The organism is Mesorhizobium sp. M0601 (genome assembly GCF_040320845.1).
Lineage (GTDB): Bacteria > Pseudomonadota > Alphaproteobacteria > Rhizobiales > Rhizobiaceae > Mesorhizobium.
The window spans coordinates 38,562-62,857 of sequence record NZ_JAMYQK010000037.1 but is presented as its reverse complement, the minus strand read 5'-3'; the positions used below and the strand labels follow the sequence as shown (position 1 = coordinate 62,857).

Here is a 24,296-nt window from a genome sequence, read left to right as displayed (position 1 = left end):
TCTACCCGCTCAAGTCAAAATGGCAGTCGCGCCATCTCAGAACGAGGCGCCCCTCCCGCGAAGCGGGTTCGTGCATGAGGCGCGAAGCACACCTAGACTAGCGTCGGTCGGTGCCCAACACGATCCGCGACGCAGCGCGTGCCCCATACCCGCCGATTGCGTACCTCGGCCCTGCACCTATTCTGCACCTAGACGACTATGGCAGCCATTCGCTCTCGCAAAGGCCTTACGCCAAATAATTGATTTTACTGCGCAAACGGTTCGCCGCGACACTCCGTCGCATGGTAGACAAACCCCTTTTTGAGAGTCGCGCGTACCACAGGCAAGGCCGCGCTACCGCGTTACGCTCGAGACGCTGCAGAGCATGTTCCTTCGAGCATGAAGGTCAGACCGCTGAACATGCGCTTGATAGTGACCAGCCGGTCGAGACCGGCGCGGCATCGATCTGGCGCCCGTGCTATTCGAGTTGATCCTGTGGGCCGCCCAGCATGAAGAGACCGCCGCCCCCGCCGGAGGCGGTCTTCGCGATGGAGCGTGACCGAGTCGGCTATATCGCGACCATCCGCCAAGCTTGGGCGGAATCGGCCGCGTGAGCGGATGGGTCCCGAACACATCGACGAGCGTGAAGTGGTGGCTTATGCCCCGCCATCCCGGCCATGTTTGCGAAATCCTGCCCTTTCGCAGAGGCGGTCGTAATAGAGCTCGATATGGTCGAGCTGTGGTTTCTCGCCTGGCAGCGACCGCCAGCGATGAACGGAGAGCCCGATCGGGATATCGGCGAGCGTGAAATCGGGACCGCAGATAAAGCCGCCCGATTTGGCGAGTTCGCCATCGACGATTGCGACCATGCGCGAGAATGCAGCAATCGACCGTTCGATCTCGGCGGGATCCTGATGCTCTGGATTCTTTCGCACCAGCCCTTGGAAGGCGACTCGCCAACTATTGTTGAAATCCGACACCTGCCAATCCATCCACATCTCAACACGAGCGCGCGCGGCCGGGTCGCCGGGCAGCAAGTCGTACCGATCTCGGCTCGCTGCGAGATAGCGGATAATCGCGTTGGATTCCCAGACGATTGTCCCCGCGTCGTCGATCACTGGCACCATCGCGACGGGATTGAGCGCCCGAAACAACGGTTCGCTTATCGACCGGTGAGATCCACCCCAACCCTCAGGTTCGAATGCGAGGTCGAGCTCGGCGCATGCCCAGAGCACCTTGCGGACATTGATCGAGCCCGCATAGCCATAGATTCTCAGCATCGGATGTCCGCCCGGCCTTCGAGATAGAAGGCACAGGAACCCTCGAGCTCCACGCGGTCGCCGAGGACGCGGCATAGCAGCTCGCCACCGCGAGCCGAGGCCTGGAAGGCGCGCAAGCTCGTCTTGCCGAGCCGGGCCGCCCAGTAGGGCGCAAGTGCGCAGTGCGCGCCGCCAGTGACCGGGTCCTCGGGAATGCCCTTGGCGGGTGCGAAATAGCGGCTGACACAGTCATAGCCGTCGTCGCCCGGCGCGGTAAGAATCAGGCCGCCCCGGTCGAGCCGTGCAATCGCGGCGAGATCGGGCGCCAGTTGCCGAACGTGATCCGCAGTCTCCAGCAGCGCCAGATAGTTGAACTGATCTACGAGCACCTCGACCGGAAACCGCCCAAGTGCGGCGGCCATCGTGTCAGGGATCGTCGTCTGTATCATCGGCCGGGCTGGAAAGTTCATCACATAACCCGTTTCCGCGCGGGAGACGGTGAGCGGGCCGCTTGCCGAATGGAAAAACACCGAGCGGCGCTCGGGCGCGAGTCGCTCCATGACAACCGCAGCGCTCGCGAGCGTGGCATGCCCGCACAGCGGCACCTCCACCGTCGGCGTGAACCAGCGCAAGTGAAAGTCCGGGCCGTCCGGCACGAGAAAGGCCGTCTCGGCGAGGTTATTCTCACTGGCGATCGCCTGCAGATGCTCATCAGCTGCGAAGGCGTCGAGGACCATCACGGCGGCCGGATTACCGGCGAAGCGGCGGCTGGCAAAGGCATCGACTTGGTATAGCGGGACGAACATATCTGCTCCACACATTGAGGTCATAACAATCGTCCGATTGACTAGAGAGTCAATTCTATTAATGTCCCTATGACAATATGAGGCAATCATGATGACCCGCTGGAGCCCGGTACTCGATCGCTCGGATGCAGCGCCGCTCTATCGTCAGCTCGTCGATGCGATGGCGGCGGATATCGCGAACGGTCGCCTCCCTGCCGACGCGAGGCTTCCGCCGCATCGCGAGCTCGCCCATGCGCTCTCGATCAGTGTCGGCGCCGTCACGCGCGCCTATGGCGAAGCGACCGAGCGCGGGCTTATTGCGGGTCATGTTGGACGCGGCACCTTCGTCATCGACCGGTCGCCGGCAACCGCCGACACGGGACCTATCGACCTCACCATCAATCTTGCGCCGATCAATGCGAACGACGCCGTGCGCGAGGCTCTGAGCGCGCTGCGCCGGCGGCCAGCGTTGGTCGACCGGTTGGGCTATCAGTCGACTTGCGGGCTTAACCGCGACAGGCAGGCAGCCGCCGCCTGGCTCACCCGGACAGCCAATCTTCAGCGCATGGAATGGCAAACGGTGATCTGCTGCTCGGGCGCGCAGAATGCGATGGCGATCGCGCTAACGGCGCTCTGCGCACCTGGCGATCCGGTCTTGTGCGAAGCCGCGACCTTCCCCGGGGCGAAGGCGCTGGCTAGCCAGTTGGGCCATCCCCTCCGCGGCGTGGAGATGGATGCCGAAGGCGCAACCCCGCAAGCGCTGGACAGGGCCGCCGCAGAAACCGGCGCGCGCCTGTTCTACACGTTACCGACGCTGCAGAACCCGACTGCACGGACGATGGGACTGGAACGGCGCGCCGAAATCGTCCGGGTGGCGCGCGCACGCGGGCTCTGGCTCATCGAGGATGATGTCTATGCGCCCTATGCGCGCCATCTCGACGTGCCGCCGCTCGCGGCGCTCGCGCCCGAGCGCACGATTTATGTCAGTTCCTTGTCGAAGATCGTCTCACCGGGGCTTCGTGCCGGGTTCCTCGTCGCGCCAACAGGCGAGGTGTTCGACCGCTGCGCGCGGGCGATGCGGGCGTTGATGCATTCGCCGGCGGGGATCAACAGTGCGGTAACGACGCAGTTGATCGAGAGCGGCCGCGCTGACGAGATTGCAAGCGCAGCCATGGCCGAAACGCGTGTGCGGACGACGCGCGCGCTCGCGGTGCTTGGCGATGTGATCGAAAAACCGCGATCGGACGCCAGCCTGCATGTGTGGCTGCCGATGCCAGAGATCAATGCTGAGCGTGCAGCCGCTCGCGCGTCTTACGCTGGCATCCGGCTCACTTCACCAGCGGCATTCGCCGTTGCGAGCGGCGCCGTGGAGAGCGGCCTGCGTCTATGTGTCGGCAGTGTGGCTAGTGGCCTGGTGCTCGAGCGCGCGCTGATCGTGCTCAGGGGCATTTTGATGGATGAGCACGCCGATCACGAGCACGGCGTAATCTGAGCTCGCCGCGTCGCCAATGAGGGGCGCCGACAAGTGGAGGACCTTAAGGTAGAACTTGTGGAGCTGGACATGTTGCTCGGCCTCTTCGAGCCCCAGCAGCAATTGATCCTCGGGAAGCGTCTCAGCTCTTCGACCGAAGCGGTGACGTTGCAATTCCTTGATGATCTGGACCAGGCGGGCGTTCTCGACGTCGCGTGCCAGGATCATCGCCTTCAGCGCGTCCGGATCGTCGGGAAGCTGGTCTGCAGTCATTGCCATCACCGGCCCGCACAGCGGAATCCAGGCTGATTCACTTCGTCGCGGGTCAGCCTGCCTGGGCTGGAACGCGGGTCCGGCGCGCCTCGTGGACCCGCCGCCAGTCCAGCCCTTCCAATAGCGCCGACAGTTGCGCGGCCGTCAGCCGCATCATGCCGTCATGCACTTTCGGCCAGCGGAACTCCCCATCCTCCAGACGCTTGGCAAGACATTCTGCGAATCGAACCCAAGAGCGCAGCTCGGTTCATCCGCGATCATCAGCAGTTCAAGTAACCCCCACCCTGCGGTCACCTCGCTGGCGTCCACAAGCCGGGCAAGGAAAATGGCGTATCGGCGGGTAATCTTGACCCGACCGCCAGGCTTTCTCGGTGTCAATGACGACGCAATCTTGGTGCACCCCTGTCCAAGCGAGAGGTGTTCATGACGGTGTAAGGTTGAATGTGACTGCCGAGTGGTCGCTAAAGCCATGGCTACGAAATTGATCGTCAACCACCGAATCGATCAGCGATAAAGTCGATGAAGCTTCGCAGCTTCGGCGACATGTAGTGGTCCCGAAGATAGACAATCTGCATGGGCCGGCTCGGGAGTTCATAGTTCGGCAACAACCGGATCAGGCGGCCGGCGGTGACATCCTCGGCTAGCAGAACTTCCGGCTGCATAACGACGCCGAGGCCGTTCAGGGCTGCGACCCGTATCGCCTGACCATTGTTCACCTGGATCATGCCGGAAACGCGAACACGTGAGGTTCCCTCCTCGCCGATCATGCGCCAGGCCGATTCGGCGGAATAACGGAACGCTACACAACGATGGCCCGCAAGGTCCGCGGGGCGGTGCGGCTCACCGTGTTTCGCGATGTAATCCGGCGAGGCGCAGATCATCATCCGATAAGGCATCAGCGGCCGGGCAATCAAACCGGAGTCTGGGAGGGAGCCGATGCGAATCGCTGCCTCGACACCTTCCTCGATCAGATCGACAGTGCGATCGCACAAAGTGATGTCGAGTTCAACTTCAGGATAGCGCGCGGTGTAGTCCCCCAGCACGGGCATCAGGCCCTCCGCGCCAAACGAGACCGGAGCAGTCACGCGCAACCGTCCGCGCGGGACGATATGGTTGGCGAGTGCGTGGGCGTCCACTTCGGCGACCAGCCGGAGGATTTCCAGACAGCGTTCATAATAGACCCGACCAAAATCGGTGAGGCTCTGGCGGCGGGTCGTCCGGTTGACGAGACTCGTGCCCAATCGCTTTTCGAGTGCGTGCAGATGGTTGCCAACCATGGTCGGCGACATGCCGGATGCGGAGGCCGCCGCAGTCAGGTTTCCCTTTTCGACGATCTGCACGAAGACGGACATGCTGCCGTATAGATCCATTAAACAGTCCTGCTTCGTAGTGTTCTCATAATTGGCGATATTATAATGGCTTCATGAGTAATCTATTTGTCCATTCAACGGAATGCCTGCAGCAAGGCCTTCCTGGAGCTGATGACGCGCAGCGCTCTTGAACGGAGACATCGACACATGAGAACGACAGGAGGAACCGAGACGGCAGGCATGAAGCGGCTCGTATCGAAGATCGCGATCGTAACGGGCGACGGAACTGGCATGGACAAGGCGGTGGCGCTGCGGTTTGGCCGGGAGGGCGCCAATGTCGTCGTTTCGGGGCGCCGGATAGCAGAACTCAATGCCGTCGTTGACGAGGTCGTCTCGCAGGGCGGGAAGGCGCTGGCGACACCGGCCGATGATTCCGTTCCCGAGCAGGCCGAGGCGCTTGTCGATCAGGCGCTCGAACCCTTCGGCAGCCTGGATGTCATCTGGAACAATGCCGGCGTGCTGGGCGCCTTCATGCCGGCGCACAAATTGCCGTTCGATGAATTCGACAGGCTGATGTCGATCAACCTTCGCGGCGTGTTCGCCTGCCTAAAATACGAGATCGCGGCGAGGCTGGATCGCGGCGTTCATGGCGCCATCATCAAGACGTCGTCGTGGAGCGCCCACGGCGCGATGCCCCGGCATTGCAGCCTGTGCCACGAGCAAAGGCGCGCTCGACGCGATGGCACGAACGGTGGCCGTAGAGGTCGGAGACCGGAAGTATCCGCATCAACGATGTCAGCCCGGCATCATCGCGACGCAATGGGCCGGGCGGCGCTCGGCGACGACAAGGCGATGCGGCCGTTCGCGCTGCACACACCTGTACGACGTGTCGGTGAATCCGAGGATGTCGCCGATGTCGTCCTCTGGCTGTTGTCCAGCGATGCGCGCTTCGTGACAGGACAAAGCATTCTGGTGGAGGGCGGCTACACGCTTGGAGGCCAGCGTCCTTGGCCGAACAAGGCGATCACTCAGCACGCCTAATTGTTTGTCCCTCTCATCAGGCGCCACATTGGCGGGTTGCCTGTCAATCAAGAAACAAGACGAAGCCTGTTCTGCGAACACACCTGACGTCGGCATGGAGCCGCACGGTACGCACCCAAGAGAGAGACTCATGAAAGCCATTGAACTCACTGAACCTTCGCTTGATGCATTTCGCCCGGTTGTTCTGCCTGATCCCGTGCCAGGTCCGGGTGAGGTACTGGTTCGGCTGCGCGCCGCCACGCTGAACTACCTGGATATCGCCATCGCCATCGGCAACTTTCCGGTTCCCCGTTTTCCACTGATCCCGGTGGCCGATGGCGCTGGCGAGGTGGCGGTGGTCGGCACAAATGTCTCCGCCTTCAAGCCCGGGGATCGCGTCATTCCGCATTTCATGCCGCGCTGGCAGGGTGGTCCGATCTCGCCCGCCAATATCGCCGGCATGCGCGGCATTTCTCTCCCCGGCTCGCTGGCCGAATATGTGGTGATGCCCGAGACCGGCATTGTGGCCTTACCGTCTCATCTGGATTTCGCTCAAGGCGCGGCCCTGCCGATTGCCGGCACGACGGCCTGGAACGCGGTCCGCTCGGCGGAGCTTCGACCAGGTTCGACTGTGGTCATCCTCGGCACGGGCGGCGTCAGCATCTTTGCGCTGCAATTCGCCAAGGCGTCGGGCGCGACGGCTATAGTTACCTCATCGTCCGACGAAAAGCTGGAGCGGGCGAAGCAGCTTGGCGCTGACCTTCTCGTCAACTACCGTTCGACACCTGAATGGGATGACCAAGTGCTGCGACTCACCGATGGACGCGGCGCGGATCTCGTTGTCGATACGGTAGGCGAAGCGACATTCGCCCGGTCCCTGAAAGCGGCGGCCTTCGGCGGTACAGTGTTCACCGTCGGTTTTCTTACGGGTACTGCCGCATCCATTGATCTGTTCTCGATCATCGGCAAGGCGCTCAAGGTCGTGGGCAACAATACCGGCTCCGTTGCCGATCTTGCCGAGGCCGCACGCGCCATCACCGCGCAGCGCATCGTGCCGGTTCTCGGCCAGACGTTCGACGTCGCCGAAACCAGCGTTGCCTTTTCCAGACTTGCGGCGGGAGGCCAGCATTTCGGCAAGATCGCAATAGTGCAATAGCCGGATTGTCAGGTCATCGGTGTCCGCATGCCGGTGTCCGGCTCAACATGGGACAACAGACATAGGAGATCTGGGTATGCGACGAAATCCGCGATCATTCACAAGGTCGAAAGCGATCGAGGACACCTACGGATTTGCATGTGAAGGGGCGCGCGTTGCCCTGGTTCGGGAGCTGAGTATGCTCCTCAGCGACAGGTATCCGCCCCACGCGCTTACTAGCCCGAGGAACACTGAAAGCAGCGCTACAATAGCTTTTGGCGGCCGGGACTCGATTGCTGCCAGCCCTCGAAACATATCCAAGTCCCGTATGTCGCGATCAAAATGCACCCGACAAGGTTTACGGCAACTCCTATGCGGGCGAGCCGGAATACGACAGTTTGGTCTCTCGGCCACGGGCATTTACAACTGTATGTGGCGAAATGCCGAGGGTGCTTGTCGCCAAACTCGGCCAGGATGGGCACGACTGCGGCGCCAAGGTAATCGCATTGGGACATCTGCTTCGACGACGTCATCGGGCCGTTCTTCCAGACGTCGGACGAGGCGGCAACTCTTTCATCTCGCCGACAGAATGCGCTCGAGTGCTCCAGCGAACTTCAGAATATTGTTTTCGCCTTGGTGGCGTCCGACAATCTGAAGGCTCGGAGACAGAGACGCGGCATCGACGTTGATAGGCATCGCAAGCGCAGGATGTCCGGTGTGATCGAAAAGGCATGTCTGTCTGACCAGTGCCATCGTAAAGTCGTAAGACTTGTCCGAGACTATCAGTTCTTTCGCATCGCGTCGCGGACGTGACACCGAGAGCGTCGGCGTCAGTATGACATCGACCTCCTCCAACAGGCGATTGACCTGGCTGGCAAATCGAACCCTCTTCTCAGATGCATTGACATAATCACCCACCGGCGCGCCTGAAGAGCCGCAGCAAACCAGCTTTGGGCAATCGTCGGGTAGCTCCCAATATGATCCTTGAAATTGGCGTAGTGGTACGCGGCTCCCTCCACAAAGAAGATGCGTCCGTGCATCTCGGAAATCTCGTCGAGATTGGGAAGTTGAACCTCCTGGCATTCTACCCCATTTGTTTTCAGGAGTTCAAGGATTTGAGCAAAAGCATCCTCTTGCGTCAGCTTCGTGCAGCCAAACGGGATCGAACCCGATCTTTCGTACTGGCGCGTCGTCTCTGCCCTCGTCATCGCGAAGCGCGCCCCATGCTGCGGCCCAAGACACGCGCCAAAGCATTTCGCAATTCGGCAGCGGCTAACTACTCGTCCTCCGAACCTTCGAGTAGGCTTGATTCCAAAGATAATCGGCGCCCTGCCCGGCATAGCTGTTGGCCACGAAGATCGCACGGGTGTCCTGCTTCAGCACCTTTAGCCAGTTGTCGCTGGATGGCTGACCTGAATCCTGCCTCGATGCCAAGCCAGGTGCGCAGGATGGCGCTGCCCAACTCCGCTATAATATTTTTCAAACGCGTATTGCTCGTCTCCGAAGCGTTTGCCGACCGTCCGGCCGCACAGCTTCTCATGAGCGGTGGCGTGAATAAGCTCGTGCATGAGGTCTGCAAGTAGGGCTCGTCGGCGACAAGCGCCAATGAACTCAGTGTGAAAGTCCCATTTCACACTGTCGGCTTTTCCATGGATTCTGACGTCAACTTTTGGGGCGATTGCGGACCGGCCGTCTTAGGCGGGGATACAGGAGAGCGGACATTCAGGTCGTCGCGAACATCGTCGTGGCCTGACCCAGTGCTGTAAGATGACCTGCGATACGAAAGTCTCGACAGGTGGAATGTTGCCACTCAGTCATCGGTCCCGCGATTTTTCATTTGGCCAAGGATGGCTGCTGTCCTGTTGGACGCGTAATGCTAAACGCGACTGTAGGTAAGAAGGCCCTCGGGTGGGGGCGACCGTATGAGGAACTCCGTCATGCACAGACTGCGGAACAAAGCTACGCTGATCACCGGCGGCACCAGCGGCATCGGGCTCGCAACAGCACGCCGCTTTCTCGAGGAAGGTGCTCGCGTTGCGATCACCGGCACCAACGAGGGCCGTCTGGAAGAAGCCCGCAAGACTCTCGGCGACAATGTGCTCATCATCGCTGCCGATGCGGGCAGCGTTGCCGCCCAGGAAGATATCGCCCGACAGCTGGGAGCGGCATTCGGCAAGCTCGATGCTGTCTTCGTCAACGCTGGCATCGTTGACTTGCGTCCGCTTGCCGACTGGAGCGAGGCGGCCTTTGACCGGAGCGTTGCCATCGATCTGAAAGGACCTTACTTCCTGGTCAAGGCCTTGGTCCCGCTCCTTTCGAATCCGGCTTCCATCATTCTCAGCGGCTCCGTCAACGCACACATGGGAATGGCTGGAACGCACGTCTATTCGTTGGCAAAAGCCGGAATGATTTCATTGGCGCGAACGCTCTCTGGTGAGCTGATAGGGCGCGGCATCCGCGCCAATGTGATCAGCCCGGGCCCGATAGACACGCCGCTCAACGACAAGCTTGGTCTGGGTCCGGCGGAAACGAAGGCTCGGGCGAACGCTGTCGTCGGGATGGTCCCGGCAGGCCGCTTTGGGACGGCCGAGGAAATTGCCAATGCGGTGGTGTTTCTGGCGTCCGACGAATGCCGTTTCATGGTCGGTTCTGAAATGCTAATCGATGGCGGCATGAACATCATGTGAGAACTCGGCCCAGCGATGGGTCTCGAACTGCGGCTCACGCCAACTCGGTAGTGGCGAGAGAGCGCCAAGGCAGATCACTTTGTGGGGCAAGGCTTCTCGAACGCCCAGTCTTTCCGGCCTGCCGATCCATCCTGCTGGGCAAGTTCGAGATTGCGCGCGAAGCTGCCATTCGCGCCAACACTGGCCTAGTCCGCAAGTGGCGCCACCACGACCTCCAGCGCCGTCGCCTGCGATGTCAGCTTTCAGGAACGGCAAAGCGGATCTGTACGGCGCAAAGCCGCCATGCCGCCGCCGCGTGTGAGACTCTGCTTCGGGTCACAAGCAGAACAGCAGCCCCCTACGGCTCGTCCCTCACATCGCGCAAATTAGACACAACGCGGCGGTTCTGCGACCTGCAGGCGGTGTCGGGGCACTCGCGGACGAGCCTGTCCTTGCCGTAGCCCTTGGCCCACATCCGGTTGCGGTCTATGCCGCCGGCGGCGAGGTAGTCCATCACCGCATCGGCGCGCTGCTGCGACAGCGCCGTTTCCTTCGCGCCGGGATCGTCGGCGAAACCCTGCAGCTTGAGCAGCCAGCGCGGATGCTTTGCTAGCCAGGCGATCTGGGTGTCGAGGGTGGCCTTGGCGACGGAATCGAGCGCGGCCGAACCTTGCGTGAAATAGGTGCGGCGGCCGACATTGAGGATAAAATCCTCCTCGCTGCCCGGCTGCACGTTCTGGAAGCCGGCAACCTCGGTGTTGGTGACGTCGGGTGTGGGAGGGGCCAGCGTGTTGCTGGTCGAGCAGGATGCGGCCAGCAGCAGCAGGCCGGCGGCGAGCAGCCGGCGCGTGTTTTCAATGATGCGGTTCATGAGGCGCCAATCATTCGACAGTGGTGGAAGCGGGCGCCTGGTCGGCGATGTGCGGCAGGACCTGGACCGCGGTGCCGATCGGGCAGCGCTGGTAGAGGTCGATGATGTCTTCCGGGAACATGCGGATGCAGCCGCTGGAAGCGTCGGTGCCGATGCTCCATGGCTCCAGCGTGCCATGCAGGCGGTAGCCGGTGTCGGCGCCGTCGCGGTGCAGATAGAGCGCGCGCGGCCCGAGCGGATTGTTGGACGCGCCGCCTGCGATCATGTCCGGTAGCTCCGGCCTGCGCTTGCGCATTTCGGGAGGCGGGACCCAGTCCGGCCACAGCGCGCGGCGGTCGATCGTCGCGCGGCCGTACCATTTGAAGCCGTCCTTGCCGACGCCGACGCCGTAGCGGATGGCAGTCTTGTTTTCCATGATGACGTAGAGGAAATGGTGGCGGGTATCGACCACGACGGTGCCGACCGGCTCGCTACTGAAATACTTGACGATCTGGCGATGCCATCTCTTGTCGATCTTGGCGAAGTTGGTCTTGCGATAGACAAAATTGTTGTCGCTGGCGGTACCGGCGAAAAAGGATTTTGCCGCCGCTGCTTGAGCAATATTGCCGGTTGCACCCATCGCGACCAGCGCCAGGCCGCCGAGCACGACACCCCTGCGTGATAAAACCATCGGCAATATTCCCCCTCATGCCAAAAGCCTGGCGGACCATAGTTGAGAATTACTTCGCCTCAAAGTGGAAAATGCTGCGTTGCTTCAGTCCGCCGTGTCCGGACATTCGTCATTGCCGGGTTCGGGTGGGTAGACCGGGTGATCGGCAGATTGCTCGACGAGCGTGGATACAGGTGGGTTGCGGTCGACCTCGACGCCAAAAATGTAGAGCGGTCCCGGAAAGAACGTCTACCGGTCTTTTCGGCAACGCTTCGCAGGAGGAGATGGTGGCCGCCGCGAAAATTGACAGCGCAAAGGCCCTAGTGATCACTCTGGACGACCCCCGAGGTAGCCAGATCGGGCCTTGCGGCGCTGAGACGCAAACTGCCCGACCTCCCGTCAGATGCGATGGCGGAGCGCCTCAACGATCACCGCCATCGCAGGCGAGAGCTGTCGCCTGCTCGGGTAGTAGAGGTGATAGCCCGCAAACGGCGGACTCCAGTCGTCAAGCACGAGCCTAAGGCATCCCTTGGCGATGTGCTGGCTGACGAGGTTTTCCGGGACATAGGCGATCCCGAAACCGCTTATCGCAGCCTCGATCATGGGAATGGACGAATTAAAGGTGAGTTGGCCTTCCACCCGCACACGAAGGTCGCGGCCATCCCTGGCGAATTCCCAGGCATATAATCCGCCGAACGTCGCCTGCCGCATATTGATGCAGTCATGATCGACCAGATCCTGCGGTGCGGTCGGAACCGGATGGCGGGAAAAGTACTCGGGCGAAGCCACGGCGACGAGCCGCCAATCCGGCCCGATGCGCACTGCGATCATATCCCTGTCGATGCTCTCACCAAGCCGCACGCCTGCGTCGAAGCGCTCTTCCACAATGTTCTTCAAGCCGTTGTCGCTGTAGAGCTCGACGCACAGGTCAGGATAGTCGCCGAGCAAGGGCTGCAGCTTCGGCCAGACGGTCGTCTGGAGCGCATGGTCGGACAGCGTGATGCGGACCGTTCCGGAGGGTTTGTCGCGAAAGGTCACCAGGCTTGCGAGGTCGGCTTCGATTTCCTCGAAGCGTGGTACAAGAGATTGGAAAAGTCGCTCGCCGGCCTCGGTCGGTGCGACGCTCCGCGTCGTACGTGTCAGCAGGCGGACGCCAAGACGAGCTTCAAGCTCCTTGATTGTCGAACTCAGGGTCGACTGCGAGGTTCCGAGCCTGGCCGCCGCCTTGGTGAAGCTGCGCTCCCGCGCGACCGCCACGAACCATAGCAGATCCTTCATGCCATCGCGCTGCATAGGGCACCTCCGGTCGGACATTTATATCATGAGCAGATAAGTCCATGCGAATTACTTGGTCTAATAGAATGGGTTCCTCTGCAATATCTTCCGGCATGGCGACGGGGATGGGCGGCTGATCCGCCCCAGTCGCCTTGCAAGGATGCCAATCATGGAGACGACCTACGACACAAGGCTTGTCGAAGACCGCGCCGCATGGGGCGCGGTGTTGTCGATGGCGCTGTGTGTTTTCGTGCTCATCGCGTCGGAATTCATGCCGGTCAGCCTGCTGTCGCCGCTAGCGGCCGATCTCGGCATCACCGAGGGCCGCACGGGACAGGCGATCTCGATTTCGGGCGCTTTCGCCGTCGTGACCAGCCTGCTGGTCACCGGCCTCACGCGCCGGATCGACCGCCGACTGGTCGTGACCGGCTTCACCCTTCTCCTCATCGTGTCCGGGCTCGCTGTCACCTTCGCGCCGAACTACGCGTTCCTCATGGTCGGCCGGGCGCTGCTCGGCATCGCGATCGGCGGATTCTGGTCGATGTCGACCGCGATCGTCATGCGCCTCGTGCCGCAAGACATGGTTCCGAAGGGTCTCGCCATGCTAAACGCTGGCAATGCCATTGCGGCCACCATCGCCGCGCCGCTGGGCAGTTTTCTTGGCGCCTATGTCGGCTGGCGCGGCGCTTTCTTCCTCGTCGTGCCGCTTGGGGTCCTGGCGCTGGTCTGGCAGTGGACAAGCCTGCCGGGGCTGCCCCCGCGCCGGAGGAAGCGTCCTGGCATCCGCTGGCGCTCCTCGGCCGTCTTCCTGTCGCCACCGGCATGGCGTCAATCATGATGCTGTTCATGGGTCAGTTCGCGCTCTTCACCTATCTGCGGCCCTTCCTCGCGAGCGTCACCCGGCTCGACATCGCTGCCCTCTCGGCGGTCCTGCTGGCGATGGGGCTGGCGGGGGTGCTCGGCACATGGTGCGTCGGCCGGCTTTTGCGCACGCGCCTGTTCGGCATCCTCGTCGTCATCCCGCTGGTCATGGCTGCGCTGGCCGCTGCGCTCATCGCCCTCGGTGCCTTGCCGGTTCCCACAGCGCTGCTGCTCGTTGCCTGGGGCTTCTTCGGCACGGCCGCGCCCGTTGGCTGGGGCACGTGGCTCAGCAGGACGTTGCCGGACGACGCAGAGGCCGGCGGCGGGCTGCAGGTGGCGGTTATCCAGCTCGCCATTACAGGCGGCGCCGCGATCGGCGGCACGCTCTTCGATACGATCGGCTGGTGGGGTGCATTCACTTTCGGCGCGGTGCTGCTCTGCGGATCGGCGCTCGCCGCCTTTGCCGCATCGCATATGGCCCGGAGGTCTTTGCCATGACCATCGAGCGTGCGCCGCTTAGCCGCCGGACATTGCTCGGCGCCGCGCTCGCGGTGGCGGCCCTGCCTCGCGCAGCCGCCGGCCAAGAAGGCGAAGCCTCAGTCAGCCAGGAGCCCACTGACATGAAGATCAGGATGATTTTCAACGGCCGCACCATGACCGCCACGCTCTACGACAATCCGTCGGCGCGCGACTTCTTCTCCATGCTGCCGCTCGACCTCAAGATCGAGGACTACGCGCATAACGAGAAGATCGCCTATCTGCCGCGCAAGCTGACTGAAGAGGGAAGCGGTCCGTTCGCCAACGAGCAGCCCTATGACCTTTGCTATTTCATGCCCTGGGGCAACCTGGCCATGTTCTACGCCGACTATCGCCATCCCGGGCTGATCAGGCTCGGCCGCTTCGATGGGGGCGAGCAGGCCCTGCACATTCGCGGCGAGTTCCCGCTTCGCATCGAACGCATTTGAGGACACAAGGACATCACCATGGACATTCTTCGCGCAGGCACAAGGCCTTCCGCCAAGGGGTCGGCTGACTGGTTCACTGGCACGGTGCGGATCGATCCGCTCTTCAATCCCTTCGATGCCGGGCGGGTCCAAGGCGCACAGGTGACCTTCGAGCCCGGCGCCCGCACCGCCTGGCACACGCATCCGCTCGGCCAGACGCTGATCGTCGTCTCCGGCCTTGGTCGCGTGCAGCGCGAGGGGGGCCCGGTCGAAGAAATCCGTCCGGGCGACGTCGTCTGGTTCGCGCCCGGAGAAAAGCACTGGCACGGCGCGTCGCCTCAGACCGCCATGACCCACATTGCCCTCCAGGAGGTCAAAGACGGCAAGGTCGTGGACTGGCTGGAACATGTCAGCGACGCCGACTACGGCGCCTGATCTTCTCCACTCGAAAGGAACCAAAATGCTCGCAACTGTTCTTCACAAACCGGGCGACATCCGCTGCGAGGAAATCGCCGATCCGAAAATCATGCGGCCGACGGACGCCATCATCAAGCTCTCGGCAAGCTGCATCTGCGGCTCGGACCTGTGGCCCTATCGCGGGCTGCAGCCGGTCGACGGCCCGATGCATATGGGCCACGAATATTGTGGCATCGTCATCGAGGTCGGCGCAGAGGTGCGCACGGTCCGTCCCGGCCAGTTCGTCGTCGGCTCGTTCTGTCTCTCCGACAATACCTGCCCGCACTGCCGCTTCGGCTTCCAGTCGTCCTGCGTGCAACGCGAATTCATGTCGGGCGCGCAGGCACCTTATGCCCGCGTGCCGTTGGCGGATGGCACACTGGTCGCCACCGCCGAGGTGCCGCCGGCCGAACTCATCCCCGACCTGCTGGCCGTGTCCGATGTGCTCGGTACTGGCTGGTATGCGGCCGACGCAGCCGAGGTCCGAGAGGGATCGACGGTGGTGGTGGTCGGCGACGGTGCGGTCGGCCTGATGGGCGTGCTTGCGGCCAAGGAGATGGGCGCCGAGCGCATCATCGCCATGAGCCGGCACGTCAGCCGCCAAAAACTCGCCCGCGAGTTTGGCGCCACCGACATTGTGGCCGAGCGTGGCGAGGAAGGCGTCGCGCGCATCAAGGAGCTCACCAAGGACGTCGGCGCGGACTCCGTCCTGGAATGCGTCGGCACGGCGGAATCCTTCGACCAGGCGCTGGCCTGCTCTCGCCCCGGCGGCACCATCGGCTATGTCGGCGTGCCGCACGGCGTGAGCTTCGACGGCCAAAAACTATTCTTCGGCCAGAAGCGCATGTTGGGCGGCCCGGCGCCGGTGCGCCGCTTCCTGCCCGACCTTATGGACCGTGTGCTGCAAGGTCGGATCAAGCCCGGCAAGGTCTTCGACCTCAAGCTGCCGTTGGCCGAGGTCGCTGAAGGCTACCGCGCCATGGACGAGCGGCGCGCCATCAAGGTCATGCTTTCGGTGTGAGCGAAGATTGGACGGACGGCCTGTGCGCACCCACAACAATCAGAAAAGGAACAACGCATATGACGATGAGATTGAAGATCGCCGCCCTTGCGCTTTCAGTTATCACGCCGGCTTTCTCGCAAGAGTCCCCGATCATTGGCGCATGGCGCATGAGGTCGCTCGAGGCCGGTGCCGATGGAAACCTCAAGCCCGTGCCATATTCCGGCCGGTCATCTTCACCGAGGCCGGCACCCTCTCGGTGCAGGCCCAGAACCCCGATGCCAAGGCGCCGGACACGCCTTATACAGCGAATGGCTACGAAGCCTATTACGGGCCGGTCGCCATCAACGACCAGGACAAGACCTTCGTCATCACGATCGAGTCCTCCCTGGTCCGCAACCTTGTCGGGAAGAGCATGAAACGCAAATTCGAAGTCTCGGACAACAAACTGGTCCTCACCCCGGACAATCCGGCCGAAGGCTGGCGCGTGACCTACGAACGTTACTGATCGGAACAGCCCGACTGTCAACATGTCATGGTGGCCACAATGGCGCGGACTTCTGACCGAAATGGCGCGATGGCGGAACTGGTGCCAATCATGGCGGCTGTCTTCGCCGGCTTCCTCCTGATCGGCTTGGCGCTACCCGTCCTGCCGCTGCATCTTCACCAGCAGCTCGGCTTCGGCCCCTTCGCAGTCGGGCTGGTGACGGGCAGCCAGTTCGTCGCCTCGATGCTGTCGCGCATTGGAGCCGGAAATTATGCCGATGGGCGCGGCGGCAAGCGGGCCGTCATCGTCGGCCTCATTGCCGCTGCCCTGGCGGGGTTCATTTACCTCGGCTCGCTGGCATTGCTCGACCGGCCGGTAGCGTCCGCATCGGCGCTCTTCGCCGGCCGGGCGGTACTGGGCGCGTCTGAGAGCTTCATCATCACCGGCGGCGTCGCCTGGGGCCTCTCCCTTGCAGGCGGACAGAACTCCGGAAAGGTCATAGCCTGGGTGGGCACGGCGATGTTTGCGGCGCTCGCGCTAGGCGCGCCGATCGGATCTGCGCTTTACGCGGCGAGCGGCTTCGCCGCGGTCGCACTCGCGACGGTCGGCCTGCCGCTTGCGACACTGCTTGCCATCCTGCCTATGCGTGGCACCAGCCTCGCCGCGAGCGCCGCGCGACAGTCATGGACGAGCGTGGCGCAAGCGGTCTGGCTTCCCGGCGTCGGAGCTGCTTTCAGCAGCCTTGGCTATGGCGCGATCCTGTCCTTTGGCGCGCTGCTCTTTGCCGAACGCGGCTGGCAGCCGGTCTGGCTTCCCTTCACCGCTTATGCCGCGTCGCTGATCGCGGCAAGGCTGTGCTTCGGCCACCTGCCTGACAGGTTGGGGGGCGCGCGCGTCGCTGTGATCTTCGTGGCGGTCGAGGCGGCAGGGCTGATGCTGACCTGGCTTGCGCCCGGGCCTGTTCTCGCCGCCATCGGAGCGGGCCTGACTGGCCTTGGCTACTCCCTGGTCTATCCCGGTTTCGGTGCCGAGGCCGTAAGCCGTCTTCCGCAACGCAGCCGCGGCCTGGCCATGGGACTGTACACCGTCTTCCTCGACGTGGCGCTCGGCTTCGGCAGTCCGGCGCTCGGCTTGGTCGCTGGGTCGGCCGGGCTGCAATTCGTCTTCCTCGTCGTTGCGACGGCAACGCTTCCGGCCTTGGGCATCGCTCTGCTGCTGGGTCGCCGTAACGCTCCACTATAGCTAGTCTGTGCTCGAGATGTCGCGCAACCACGATCGCTCCCGCTTTGGGCGACGTCTGCTTCCGGGCAATGACAAGACCGACGTCTACGGCCGACATAGGGCGCAGAGCAGACGGTCGGGTTTCCAACCCGGAGCGACAAGAGTTGACCTTTGGTCGGCGCAAGTGTCGTCCTGACGTGACCCAATGCGTCTTCCGTTGCGAGCGTCGCTTGCTGGAGCTGCGTTAAGTCGGTCGGAGGCCAATGGTATTTTCAATGGAAAGCTAATATGCATGGAAACCCAACGAGCAGCGCCTGCCAGATACCTGAGGAATGCCATGCGAAGGCTCATCTTCACGGCGATGTGTATCGCCGCCGCAACAGCCGCTAACGCCCATGATTGGTACGAAGATAAGATTGACCCACAGACCAAATTCAAGTGCTGCGGCGGTTCAGATTGCCGCGCCATACCTCGGTCTTCGGTGCGGTCCAGGGTAGACGGCGGGTACACTTATTTGCCGCATAATTTCACCATCCCACGGGACCGGGTACAGGAATCCCCGGACGGGCAATACCATATCTGCGAAAATAAATATGTTGTAACCAACCAGCTGTATTGGCGTTGCTTCTTCGCGCCTCGTGTCGATGTATCTATACTTCTAACGCATTAACCGCGCGTCGCTTCCGCAACTTACATATGCAATGTGCTAGTCCAATTAATTCTGTTGGACTTTCTTCAAAATTGCCGAAGCTCAAGCGGTGCGCGACTGCCTCAGGGATTTCATTGGATACGTCGCGGCTATCGAGAGCCTGCGCCCCTGGGCGTAACTCCATGGGCGCTCCGCAGGTGACTTCTGGGCGCGCTCCGCAATTCGGTGACAGTCCAGATTTGATCGTGTCGGCGCGGCCGTGTTGTGTAGATTGGCTGCGTGGCCCGCCTTGCCCGCATTGTCGTTCCAAGTCCACTCGCCACGTGACGCAAACGCGGTAACGGCTGGCGATTTCGACCACGATGGACAGCCAAGCGATAGGGGATAACTGGCGCGGGATCATCAGCACGGTTCATGCGGGCGCGGCATTCGCCGGATGAGGCAGCTGCGGCTGCGGCCTCGAATTTGACGCATCAGCACTTGCAAATCGTCAGCCGAGGTCTTTTGCTCGCGCGATAGTTGCCCTTGACCGTTGAATGGTTGGCGAACAGATGAACAAAATCGATCGACGGCGGCCAGAATCAGAAACGGACGCCACAGTAAATGCCGCAAGACTTGGAACTCGGCTGCGCCTCGCCCGCCAGACACGCGGCATGACGCTGAAGACGCTGGCCGCGGCTGCGAATTGCTCGGAAAGCCTGCTGTCCAAGATCGAGAACGGCAAGGCTTCGCCGTCACTGCCCATGCTTCACCGTCTGGTCGAGGTTCTCGACACCAATATCGGCTGGATGTTCGAGCAAGTCGACGACGATGAGGCGATCGTATTCCGGGCAGGCGCAAGGCCTTTGATCGCGCTCGACGCGCTACGGCGTGGCGAAGGAATTTCGCTCGAACGCATCATCCCGTATTCGCCTGGACACCTCTTACAATGCAACATCCATCACATCGAGGCAGAGGGCTCGAGCGAAGGTCCGATCCAGCATGCCGGCGAGGAAGTCGGCTACGTGCTCGCCGGGCGGGTCGAACTGATCGTCGACGGCAAGCGCCATGCTCTCGCCACGGGTGATGCCTTCGTGTTCAGGTCGGAGCTGCCGCATCATTACCGCAACATCGGCGAGGAACGCGCTAGCATTTTCTGGGTCAACACGCCGGCGACTTTCTGAGCAACGCTGTGCGTTCATTTGGATTGACAAATATTCAAGTCTCTTGAATGCTTGCCTCGTGCCTGTAGCACCAACGGGACCAGCCGAGGTCTGGTCCGCAAGCAAGGGGAACCGAAATGCGTCTGTTCAAACTTCTCGCCGGCTGTGCCGCCGTCATTGCCATGGGCTCGGCAGCCATGGGATCGGCGCTTGCCGATACGTTCGCTCTCGTCAACATCAACCAGCAGGCCCTGTTCTTCAACCAGATCAACGAGGGCGCGCAAAAGGCAGCCGACGCCGCTGGCGCCAAGCTGGTCATTTTCAACGCCAACAATGTGCCGAGCGCGCAGAACGACGCGATCGAGAACTACATCACGCAGAAAGTCGACGGCATCATTCTGGTCGCCATCGACGTCAACGGCGTCAAGCCTGCGATCACTGCAGCCAAGGCGGCCGGCATTCCCGTCATAGCCATCGACGCGCAGATCCCCGACGGCGACAATATTTCGTTCATCGGCGTCGACAACACCAAGGCCGGCGAGGACATCGGCAAATTCTACGCCGACTATGTGAAGACCGATATGGCCGGCAAGGCCAAGATCGGTATCGTCGGCGCACTCAATTCATTCATCCAGAACCAGCGCCTCGACGGCTTCAAGAAGGCGGTGACCGAAAGCGGCCAGGGCGTCACCTTCCTCGACACAGTCGACGGCCAGAACGTTCAGGAGACCGCGTTGAGCGCTTCGGAAAACCTGATGACGGCCAATCCAGACATGAACTCGCTCTATGCGACCGGAGAGCCGGCCTTGCTCGGCGCCGTTTCGGCGGTGACCAGCCAGGGCCGCACCGGCGACGTCAAGGTGTTCGGCTGGGACCTGACCAAGCAGGCCGTTCAGGGCATCGATGACGGCTGGGTGGTGGCGGTCGTGCAGCAGGATCCGGCCGGCGAAGGCAAGGCCGCGGTCGAAGCGCTGGGCAAGATCAAGAAGGGCGAGAAAATCGACCCGATCATCAATATCCCGGTGACGATCGTGACCAAGAAGAATGTCGACCAATATCGCGCGATGTTCAAGTAAACTGCGTCGGCGACCGAGCCGCGGCGCCGCCCGAGGCTGCGCCGCGGATCCCTTGCAATCGCGTGGAATTCCAGATGAGCAGTGGCCAGACCTATCGGGTGCGGATGAGCGGCATCTCAAAGCGCTACAACGCCATCCAGACGCTCGATGACGTGTCGCTAACGCTGAAGCCGGGCGAGGTGCTGGGGCTGGTCGGCGACAATGGCGCCGGCAAGTCGACATTGAGCAAGGTGCTGTCGGGGGCAGTGGTTCCCGACGCCGGCACCATCGAGATCGACGGCAAGCCGGTGATCTTCAGCTCGCCGGCGGACGCACGTGCGGCGCGCGTCGAGATGGTCTACCAGGACCTGTCGCTGTGCGACACGGTCGATGTTGCCGGCAATCTGTTTCTCGGCCGCGAGCCGCGCCGCCGCATCGCAGGCATTTCCTTTCTCGACAAGAAGCGCATGCATGACGAGACGCGCCAGATGCTCGATCGGCTCGGCATCGTCATTGCCGACACGCGGCTCAAGGTCGAAAACCTCTCCGGCGGGCAGCGCCAGTCGATCGCGATCGGCCGCGCCGCCTCGTTCGAGCCGGCCGTGCTGATCATGGACGAGCCGACGGCAGCGCTTGCCGTGGCCGAAGTCGAGGCGGTGCTCGAACTGATCCGCGCGGTCAGTGCGCGCGGTGTCAGCGTCATCCTGATCACCCACCGGCTGCAGGATCTGTTCCTCGTCTGCGATCGCATCCAGGTCATGTATGAAGGGCGCAATGTCGCCGAGCGGCTGATCGGCGAGACCAATATCGAAGACGTGGTCAATCTGATCGTCGGCCGCAAGTTCAGTGCGCGTTCCGCCACCAATGGCTATCGCGGCGGAGCGCCGGCATGAGCGACGCGATCCACACCGCCCAGCCCTCACGAGTACGCAGGGGCACCTGGCGCGATGCGCTGCTCGCCAATGGCAGCGTCGTCTCAATCGCGCTGTTCTTTCTGGTCGTCTGCATCATCTTCTCGGTTGCGACCGACGCGTTTCTGACATCGCCCAATCTGTTGAACATCCTGCGGCAGTCGGCGCCGCTGCTGATCGTCGCCGCGGCAATGACTTTCGTCATCACCACTGGCGGCATCGATCTTTCGGTCGGCTCCGTGCTGGCGCTGGTGGCGACGCTGTCGGCGACGCTTTTGCAGTTTGGCCTGCCGTGGCCAGTCGTTATCCTCGCCATGTTGGCGCTCGGTGCCCTGCTTGGGGCGGTACAGGGCTATTTCATTGCCTATGAGGGCATCCCGTCCTTCATCGTCACGCTTGCCGGGCTTTCGGTGATCCGTGGCGTGGCGCTGCTGATCACCGGCGGCTATTCCATCCCCATCGAGCCCGGAAGCGCTTTCACCGTGCTGGGCCGCGCCTGGTTTCTTGGCGTGCCGGTGCCGGCGCTGATCGCGCTGGCGATCCTGGCCATCGCCTATCTCGCCTTCAACGAGACGCCATTCGGCCGCTATGTCACCGGTATCGGCGCCAATGCCGAGGCGGTGCGGCGCGCCGGCGTCAACACGCGGCAGACGACGCTCTTCGTCTATGTGATTTCCGCCACCGCGGCAGCCCTCGCCGGGATCATTATTGCTGCCCGGCTTGGATCGGGATCTTCGAATGCCGGCCAGGGTTTCGAGCTGGAAGTCATCGCCGCCGTCGTGCTCGGCGGCACCAGCCTGTTCGGCGGCCGCGGAACGATCATCGGCACGGTGCTCGGCGCGCTGACCGTGGCCGTCATCGGCAACGGCCTGATCCTGGCGCATCTGTCGCCTTTCCTGACGCCGATAGTCACTGGAACGATCATCCTGATCGCCATCTGGCTGAACTTCCGCCTGTTTCGCGGCGCCGTGCGGAGCCGTTGAGCCGATGAGCGATCTGTTCGATGACGCGGTGCCCAGGCGACGGCTGCCAATCGGCGTCGAAACCGGCCATGTGATGACCGTGCTCGGCCCGGTTCCGGTCGAGGAGATGGGCATTACGCTGATGCACGAGCACATCTTGCTCGATGGTGCGCGCAGCTGGAAATGCCCCTGCCGTCCCGATGACATGGCGATCGCCGAGCAGCCGGTGAACATCGAGATCATCGGCGAGTTGCGCATGAACCCATACGTCAACCGCGACAACGTCTCGCTCGACGACGCCGACCTGGCGCTGTCTGAGCTGCAGCGCTATCGCGCGCTGGGCGGCCACACCGTCGTCGATGCCACTAATATCGGCATCGGCCGCGCCCCCGAAAAGCTCGCTCGCATCAGCCGCATGTCCGGCCTGAAGATCGTCATGGGCACCGGCTTCTATCTCGAGCACACCCATCCCGAATGGCTGAAGGCGATGGATGTGGACGCCGTGACCGAGTTCATCGTCAACGATGTCGGCGGCGGCGAGACGCAGCCGCCGATCATGGCCGGGCTGATCGGCGAAGTCGGCGTCAGCAAGGATTTCACCGCCGAGGAACGCAAGTCGCTGCGGGCTTCGGCGCGCGCCTCGCGCATAACCGGCGTGCCGCTGTCGATCCATCTGCCTGGCTGGGAGCGGCTGGCACACGAGGTGCTCGATATCGTCGAGGCCGAGGGCGCCGATCTTCGCCACACCGTGCTCTGCCACATGAACCCGAGCCACGACGATCCCGATTACCAGAAAAGCCTCGCCCGGCGCGGCGCGTTCCTCGAATACGACATGATCGGCATGGACTATTATTATGCCGACCAGGACGCGCAATCGCCCTCGGACGAAGAGAACGCACGCGCCGTCGCCGGCCTTGTCGAGGCGGGCTTCGGCGACCGCCTGCTGTTGTCGCAGGATGTGTTCCTCAAGATCATGCTGACGCGCTTCGGTGGCTTCGGCTATGGCTATATCCTGAAGCATTTCATACCGCGCCTGAAACGCCATGGCGTCGAGCAGCCGGCCATCGACCGCATGCTGATCGCCAATCCGAAAAGCGTATTCGCGCGGCTCTAAGCGGCCTGGAATTACACTGGAGTTCAAATGTCCAAGAAGAAGATCCTGCTTGCCGGCGAATCCTGGGTGTCGACCGCGACCCATATCAAGGGTTTCGACCAGTTTCCGACCGTTACCTACCACACCGGCGCAGACGAGTTGCTGGGCGCGCTGAAGGCGACCGACTTCGACGTCACGTTCATGCCGGCGCATGAAGCGCAGCGCGGCTTTCCACAGACCATGGAGGCGCTGTCGGCCTATGACGCGGTCGTGCTCTCCGACATCGGCGCCAACACGCTGCTGCTGCATCCCGACACCTGGGTCCACTCCAAGCCGACGCCGAACCGCCTGCGCCTGCTCCGCGATTACGTCAGCGGCGGCGGCGGTCTATTGATGTTCGGCGGTTACTACAGCTTCCAGGGCATCAACGGCGGCGCGCGCTACCGCAAGACCCCGGTCGAGGACGTGCTGCCGGTGAATTGCCTGGCCTACGACGACCGCGTCGAGGTTCCCGAAGGTTTTGCGCCCGTGCCGAAACCAGGGTCGAGCCATCCCATCCTCAGGGGCCTCGGCTCGGACTGGCCGATCCTGCTGGGTTTTAACGAGGTGACGCTGAAGGACGGGGCCGAGGTCCTGGCCAGTGTGTCGTCGGATTATGGCTCGCTGCCGCTGCTTGTCACCGGCCGTTACGGCAAGGGCCGCACCGTGGCCTGGACATCCGATGTCGGGCCGCATTGGCTGCCGCCGCAATTCATCGCCTGGCCAGGCTACAAGACCCTGTTCGAACAGATGCTGGGCTGGGCGACCGGTGAGAGCTGAGCC

General features: G+C 62.5%; 24 protein-coding genes and 3 pseudogenes. 17 read left to right on the top strand and 10 right to left on the bottom strand.

What is annotated here, in order from left to right:
- Positions 1 to 635: 635 nt before the first annotated feature.
- Both NKI41_RS26065 and NKI41_RS26060 read right to left on the bottom strand, forming a co-directional pair.
- Positions 636 to 1,259 carry a glutathione S-transferase family protein gene (locus NKI41_RS26065; RefSeq protein ID WP_352685685.1) on the bottom strand — a complete coding sequence of 208 codons (624 nt, stop codon included), beginning with the start codon at positions 1,257 to 1,259 and terminating at the stop codon, positions 636 to 638.
- A complete protein-coding gene (locus NKI41_RS26060) occupies positions 1,253 to 2,044 on the bottom strand; it encodes a PhzF family phenazine biosynthesis protein (RefSeq protein WP_352685684.1) in 792 nt (263 codons plus the stop codon). Before NKI41_RS26060 ends, NKI41_RS26065 begins: the two co-directional genes overlap by 7 nt.
- Before the next feature lie 88 nt (positions 2,045 to 2,132).
- Between NKI41_RS26060 and NKI41_RS26055 the strand changes: the two genes are divergently transcribed.
- Complete coding sequence (locus NKI41_RS26055) at positions 2,133 to 3,515, top strand: aminotransferase-like domain-containing protein (RefSeq protein ID WP_352685682.1); 1,383 nt, start codon at positions 2,133 to 2,135, stop codon at positions 3,513 to 3,515.
- 72 nt (positions 3,516 to 3,587) lie between these two features.
- Here NKI41_RS26055 and NKI41_RS26050 read toward each other — a convergent pair.
- The 3 genes and pseudogenes from NKI41_RS26050 to NKI41_RS26040 form a co-directional block, all read right to left on the bottom strand.
- Positions 3,588 to 3,773: pseudogene (locus NKI41_RS26050) on the bottom strand (transposase domain-containing protein); the annotation flags it as partial.
- 46 nt (positions 3,774 to 3,819) lie between these two features.
- Positions 3,820 to 3,966, bottom strand: coding sequence for an IS66 family insertion sequence element accessory protein TnpB (tnpB, locus tag NKI41_RS26045; RefSeq protein WP_023703244.1), 147 nt, complete (start codon positions 3,964 to 3,966; stop codon positions 3,820 to 3,822).
- A gap of 289 nt (positions 3,967 to 4,255) precedes the next feature.
- Complete coding sequence (locus tag NKI41_RS26040; protein WP_352685680.1) at positions 4,256 to 5,119, bottom strand: LysR family transcriptional regulator; 864 nt, start codon at positions 5,117 to 5,119, stop codon at positions 4,256 to 4,258.
- Positions 5,120 to 5,284: 165 nt separating this feature from the next.
- On the opposite strand from NKI41_RS26040, the gene NKI41_RS26035 reads away from it, so the two are divergent.
- The 3 genes and pseudogenes from NKI41_RS26035 to NKI41_RS33345 all read left to right on the top strand — a co-directional run.
- Positions 5,285 to 6,118, top strand: coding sequence for an SDR family NAD(P)-dependent oxidoreductase (locus NKI41_RS26035; RefSeq protein ID WP_352685678.1), 834 nt, complete (start codon positions 5,285 to 5,287; stop codon positions 6,116 to 6,118).
- 130 nt (positions 6,119 to 6,248) lie between these two features.
- Positions 6,249 to 7,253 (top strand): zinc-dependent alcohol dehydrogenase family protein, encoded by a 1,005-nt coding sequence (locus tag NKI41_RS26030; RefSeq protein ID WP_352685676.1) that lies wholly within the window; start codon positions 6,249 to 6,251, stop codon positions 7,251 to 7,253.
- A 332-nt stretch (positions 7,254 to 7,585) separates the two neighbouring features.
- A pseudogene (locus NKI41_RS33345) lies at positions 7,586 to 7,808 on the top strand (methylmalonyl-CoA mutase); the annotation flags it as partial.
- Here NKI41_RS33345 and NKI41_RS26025 read toward each other — a convergent pair.
- Positions 7,806 to 8,315 (bottom strand): amidase family protein, encoded by a 510-nt coding sequence (locus tag NKI41_RS26025; protein ID WP_502901243.1) that lies wholly within the window; start codon positions 8,313 to 8,315, stop codon positions 7,806 to 7,808. The pseudogene NKI41_RS33345 and the gene NKI41_RS26025 overlap by 3 nt on opposite strands.
- A gap of 302 nt (positions 8,316 to 8,617) precedes the next feature.
- Positions 8,618 to 8,866, bottom strand: coding sequence for a zincin-like metallopeptidase domain-containing protein (locus NKI41_RS26020; protein WP_352685672.1), 249 nt, complete (start codon positions 8,864 to 8,866; stop codon positions 8,618 to 8,620).
- 303 nt (positions 8,867 to 9,169) lie between these two features.
- Here NKI41_RS26020 and NKI41_RS26015 point away from each other — a divergent pair, with 303 nt between their 5' ends.
- The gene (locus NKI41_RS26015; protein ID WP_352503435.1) at positions 9,170 to 9,919 is read left to right on the top strand and encodes an SDR family oxidoreductase; all 750 of its coding nucleotides are present in this window, start codon (positions 9,170 to 9,172) and stop codon (positions 9,917 to 9,919) included.
- Positions 9,920 to 10,256: 337 nt separating this feature from the next.
- On the opposite strand, the gene NKI41_RS26010 is transcribed toward NKI41_RS26015, so the two are convergent.
- From NKI41_RS26010 to NKI41_RS26000, 3 genes are all read right to left on the bottom strand, one after another.
- Positions 10,257 to 10,769 carry an OmpA family protein gene (locus NKI41_RS26010; protein WP_352474289.1) on the bottom strand — a complete coding sequence of 171 codons (513 nt, stop codon included), beginning with the start codon at positions 10,767 to 10,769 and terminating at the stop codon, positions 10,257 to 10,259.
- A gap of 10 nt (positions 10,770 to 10,779) precedes the next feature.
- The gene (locus tag NKI41_RS26005; protein ID WP_352474291.1) at positions 10,780 to 11,439 is read right to left on the bottom strand and encodes a L,D-transpeptidase; all 660 of its coding nucleotides are present in this window, start codon (positions 11,437 to 11,439) and stop codon (positions 10,780 to 10,782) included.
- Positions 11,440 to 11,817: 378 nt separating this feature from the next.
- Positions 11,818 to 12,711: a LysR family transcriptional regulator gene (locus tag NKI41_RS26000; RefSeq protein WP_352685670.1), complete on the bottom strand. Its 894-nt coding sequence runs from the start codon at positions 12,709 to 12,711 to the stop codon at positions 11,818 to 11,820.
- 151 nt (positions 12,712 to 12,862) lie between these two features.
- On the opposite strand from NKI41_RS26000, the pseudogene NKI41_RS25995 reads away from it, so the two are divergent.
- From NKI41_RS25995 to NKI41_RS25940, 12 genes and pseudogenes are all read left to right on the top strand, one after another.
- Positions 12,863 to 14,052: pseudogene (locus tag NKI41_RS25995) on the top strand (MFS transporter).
- Entirely contained in the window at positions 14,049 to 14,519 is a 471-nt protein-coding gene (locus tag NKI41_RS25990; protein ID WP_352685668.1) for a cyclophilin-like fold protein, read from the top strand. The pseudogene NKI41_RS25995 and the gene NKI41_RS25990 overlap by 4 nt, the downstream one beginning before the upstream one ends.
- 18 nt (positions 14,520 to 14,537) lie before the next feature.
- The gene (locus tag NKI41_RS25985; protein ID WP_352685666.1) at positions 14,538 to 14,933 is read left to right on the top strand and encodes a (R)-mandelonitrile lyase; all 396 of its coding nucleotides are present in this window, start codon (positions 14,538 to 14,540) and stop codon (positions 14,931 to 14,933) included.
- A gap of 25 nt (positions 14,934 to 14,958) precedes the next feature.
- Positions 14,959 to 15,975, top strand: coding sequence for a zinc-dependent alcohol dehydrogenase family protein (locus NKI41_RS25980; RefSeq protein ID WP_352685664.1), 1,017 nt, complete (start codon positions 14,959 to 14,961; stop codon positions 15,973 to 15,975).
- Between the two features lie 142 nt (positions 15,976 to 16,117).
- Positions 16,118 to 16,462 carry a lipocalin-like domain-containing protein gene (locus NKI41_RS25975; RefSeq protein ID WP_352685662.1) on the top strand — a complete coding sequence of 115 codons (345 nt, stop codon included), beginning with the start codon at positions 16,118 to 16,120 and terminating at the stop codon, positions 16,460 to 16,462.
- Positions 16,463 to 16,489: 27 nt separating this feature from the next.
- On the top strand, positions 16,490 to 17,683 hold the full coding sequence (locus tag NKI41_RS25970) for an arabinose transporter (protein ID WP_352685660.1): 1,194 nt from the start codon (positions 16,490 to 16,492) through the stop codon (positions 17,681 to 17,683).
- Between the two features lie 1,179 nt (positions 17,684 to 18,862).
- Positions 18,863 to 19,474, top strand: coding sequence for a cupin domain-containing protein (locus tag NKI41_RS25965; RefSeq protein ID WP_352685658.1), 612 nt, complete (start codon positions 18,863 to 18,865; stop codon positions 19,472 to 19,474).
- A gap of 116 nt (positions 19,475 to 19,590) precedes the next feature.
- A complete protein-coding gene (locus NKI41_RS25960; protein ID WP_352685656.1) occupies positions 19,591 to 20,529 on the top strand; it encodes an ABC transporter substrate-binding protein in 939 nt (312 codons plus the stop codon).
- Between the two features lie 74 nt (positions 20,530 to 20,603).
- Positions 20,604 to 21,401 (top strand): ATP-binding cassette domain-containing protein, encoded by a 798-nt coding sequence (locus NKI41_RS25955; RefSeq protein ID WP_023721835.1) that lies wholly within the window; start codon positions 20,604 to 20,606, stop codon positions 21,399 to 21,401.
- Positions 21,398 to 22,402 (top strand): ABC transporter permease, encoded by a 1,005-nt coding sequence (locus NKI41_RS25950; RefSeq protein ID WP_352474303.1) that lies wholly within the window; start codon positions 21,398 to 21,400, stop codon positions 22,400 to 22,402. Before NKI41_RS25955 ends, NKI41_RS25950 begins: the two co-directional genes overlap by 4 nt.
- Before the next feature lie 4 nt (positions 22,403 to 22,406).
- Positions 22,407 to 23,495: a phosphotriesterase family protein gene (locus tag NKI41_RS25945; protein ID WP_352685654.1), complete on the top strand. Its 1,089-nt coding sequence runs from the start codon at positions 22,407 to 22,409 to the stop codon at positions 23,493 to 23,495.
- A gap of 27 nt (positions 23,496 to 23,522) precedes the next feature.
- Positions 23,523 to 24,293, top strand: coding sequence for a glutamine amidotransferase (locus NKI41_RS25940; protein WP_352685652.1), 771 nt, complete (start codon positions 23,523 to 23,525; stop codon positions 24,291 to 24,293).
- Positions 24,294 to 24,296 lie beyond the last annotated feature (3 nt).

Excerpts from the sequence above, each read along its gene's own strand:
- NKI41_RS25945 (WP_352685654.1), top strand. The coding sequence starts at position 22,407 with ATGAGCGATCTGTTCGATGACGCGGTGCCCAGGCGACGGCTGCCAATC.
- NKI41_RS25990 (WP_352685668.1), top strand. The coding sequence starts at position 14,049 with ATGACCATCGAGCGTGCGCCGCTTAGCCGCCGGACATTGCTCGGCGCC.
- NKI41_RS25960 (WP_352685656.1), top strand. The coding sequence starts at position 19,591 with ATGCGTCTGTTCAAACTTCTCGCCGGCTGTGCCGCCGTCATTGCCATG.
- NKI41_RS26000 (WP_352685670.1), bottom strand. The coding sequence starts at position 12,711 with ATGCAGCGCGATGGCATGAAGGATCTGCTATGGTTCGTGGCGGTCGCG.
- NKI41_RS26030 (WP_352685676.1), top strand. The coding sequence starts at position 6,249 with ATGAAAGCCATTGAACTCACTGAACCTTCGCTTGATGCATTTCGCCCG.
- NKI41_RS25965 (WP_352685658.1), top strand. The coding sequence starts at position 18,863 with ATGAACAAAATCGATCGACGGCGGCCAGAATCAGAAACGGACGCCACA.
- NKI41_RS25975 (WP_352685662.1), top strand. The coding sequence starts at position 16,118 with ATGGCGCATGAGGTCGCTCGAGGCCGGTGCCGATGGAAACCTCAAGCC.
- NKI41_RS25940 (WP_352685652.1), top strand. The coding sequence starts at position 23,523 with ATGTCCAAGAAGAAGATCCTGCTTGCCGGCGAATCCTGGGTGTCGACC.
- NKI41_RS26035 (WP_352685678.1), top strand. The coding sequence starts at position 5,285 with ATGAGAACGACAGGAGGAACCGAGACGGCAGGCATGAAGCGGCTCGTA.
- NKI41_RS25980 (WP_352685664.1), top strand. The coding sequence starts at position 14,959 with ATGCTCGCAACTGTTCTTCACAAACCGGGCGACATCCGCTGCGAGGAA.
- NKI41_RS26025 (WP_502901243.1), bottom strand. The coding sequence starts at position 8,315 with ATGCCAGGAGGTTCAACTTCCCAATCTCGACGAGATTTCCGAGATGCA.
- NKI41_RS25985 (WP_352685666.1), top strand. The coding sequence starts at position 14,538 with ATGGACATTCTTCGCGCAGGCACAAGGCCTTCCGCCAAGGGGTCGGCT.
- NKI41_RS26015 (WP_352503435.1), top strand. The coding sequence starts at position 9,170 with ATGCACAGACTGCGGAACAAAGCTACGCTGATCACCGGCGGCACCAGC.
- NKI41_RS26065 (WP_352685685.1), bottom strand. The coding sequence starts at position 1,259 with ATGCTGAGAATCTATGGCTATGCGGGCTCGATCAATGTCCGCAAGGTG.
- NKI41_RS26060 (WP_352685684.1), bottom strand. The coding sequence starts at position 2,044 with ATGTTCGTCCCGCTATACCAAGTCGATGCCTTTGCCAGCCGCCGCTTC.
- NKI41_RS26055 (WP_352685682.1), top strand. The coding sequence starts at position 2,133 with ATGATGACCCGCTGGAGCCCGGTACTCGATCGCTCGGATGCAGCGCCG.
- NKI41_RS26010 (WP_352474289.1), bottom strand. The coding sequence starts at position 10,769 with ATGAACCGCATCATTGAAAACACGCGCCGGCTGCTCGCCGCCGGCCTG.
- NKI41_RS25950 (WP_352474303.1), top strand. The coding sequence starts at position 21,398 with ATGAGCGACGCGATCCACACCGCCCAGCCCTCACGAGTACGCAGGGGC.
- NKI41_RS25955 (WP_023721835.1), top strand. The coding sequence starts at position 20,604 with ATGAGCAGTGGCCAGACCTATCGGGTGCGGATGAGCGGCATCTCAAAG.
- NKI41_RS26005 (WP_352474291.1), bottom strand. The coding sequence starts at position 11,439 with ATGGTTTTATCACGCAGGGGTGTCGTGCTCGGCGGCCTGGCGCTGGTC.
- NKI41_RS26040 (WP_352685680.1), bottom strand. The coding sequence starts at position 5,119 with ATGTCCGTCTTCGTGCAGATCGTCGAAAAGGGAAACCTGACTGCGGCG.
- NKI41_RS25970 (WP_352685660.1), top strand. The coding sequence starts at position 16,490 with ATGGTGGCCACAATGGCGCGGACTTCTGACCGAAATGGCGCGATGGCG.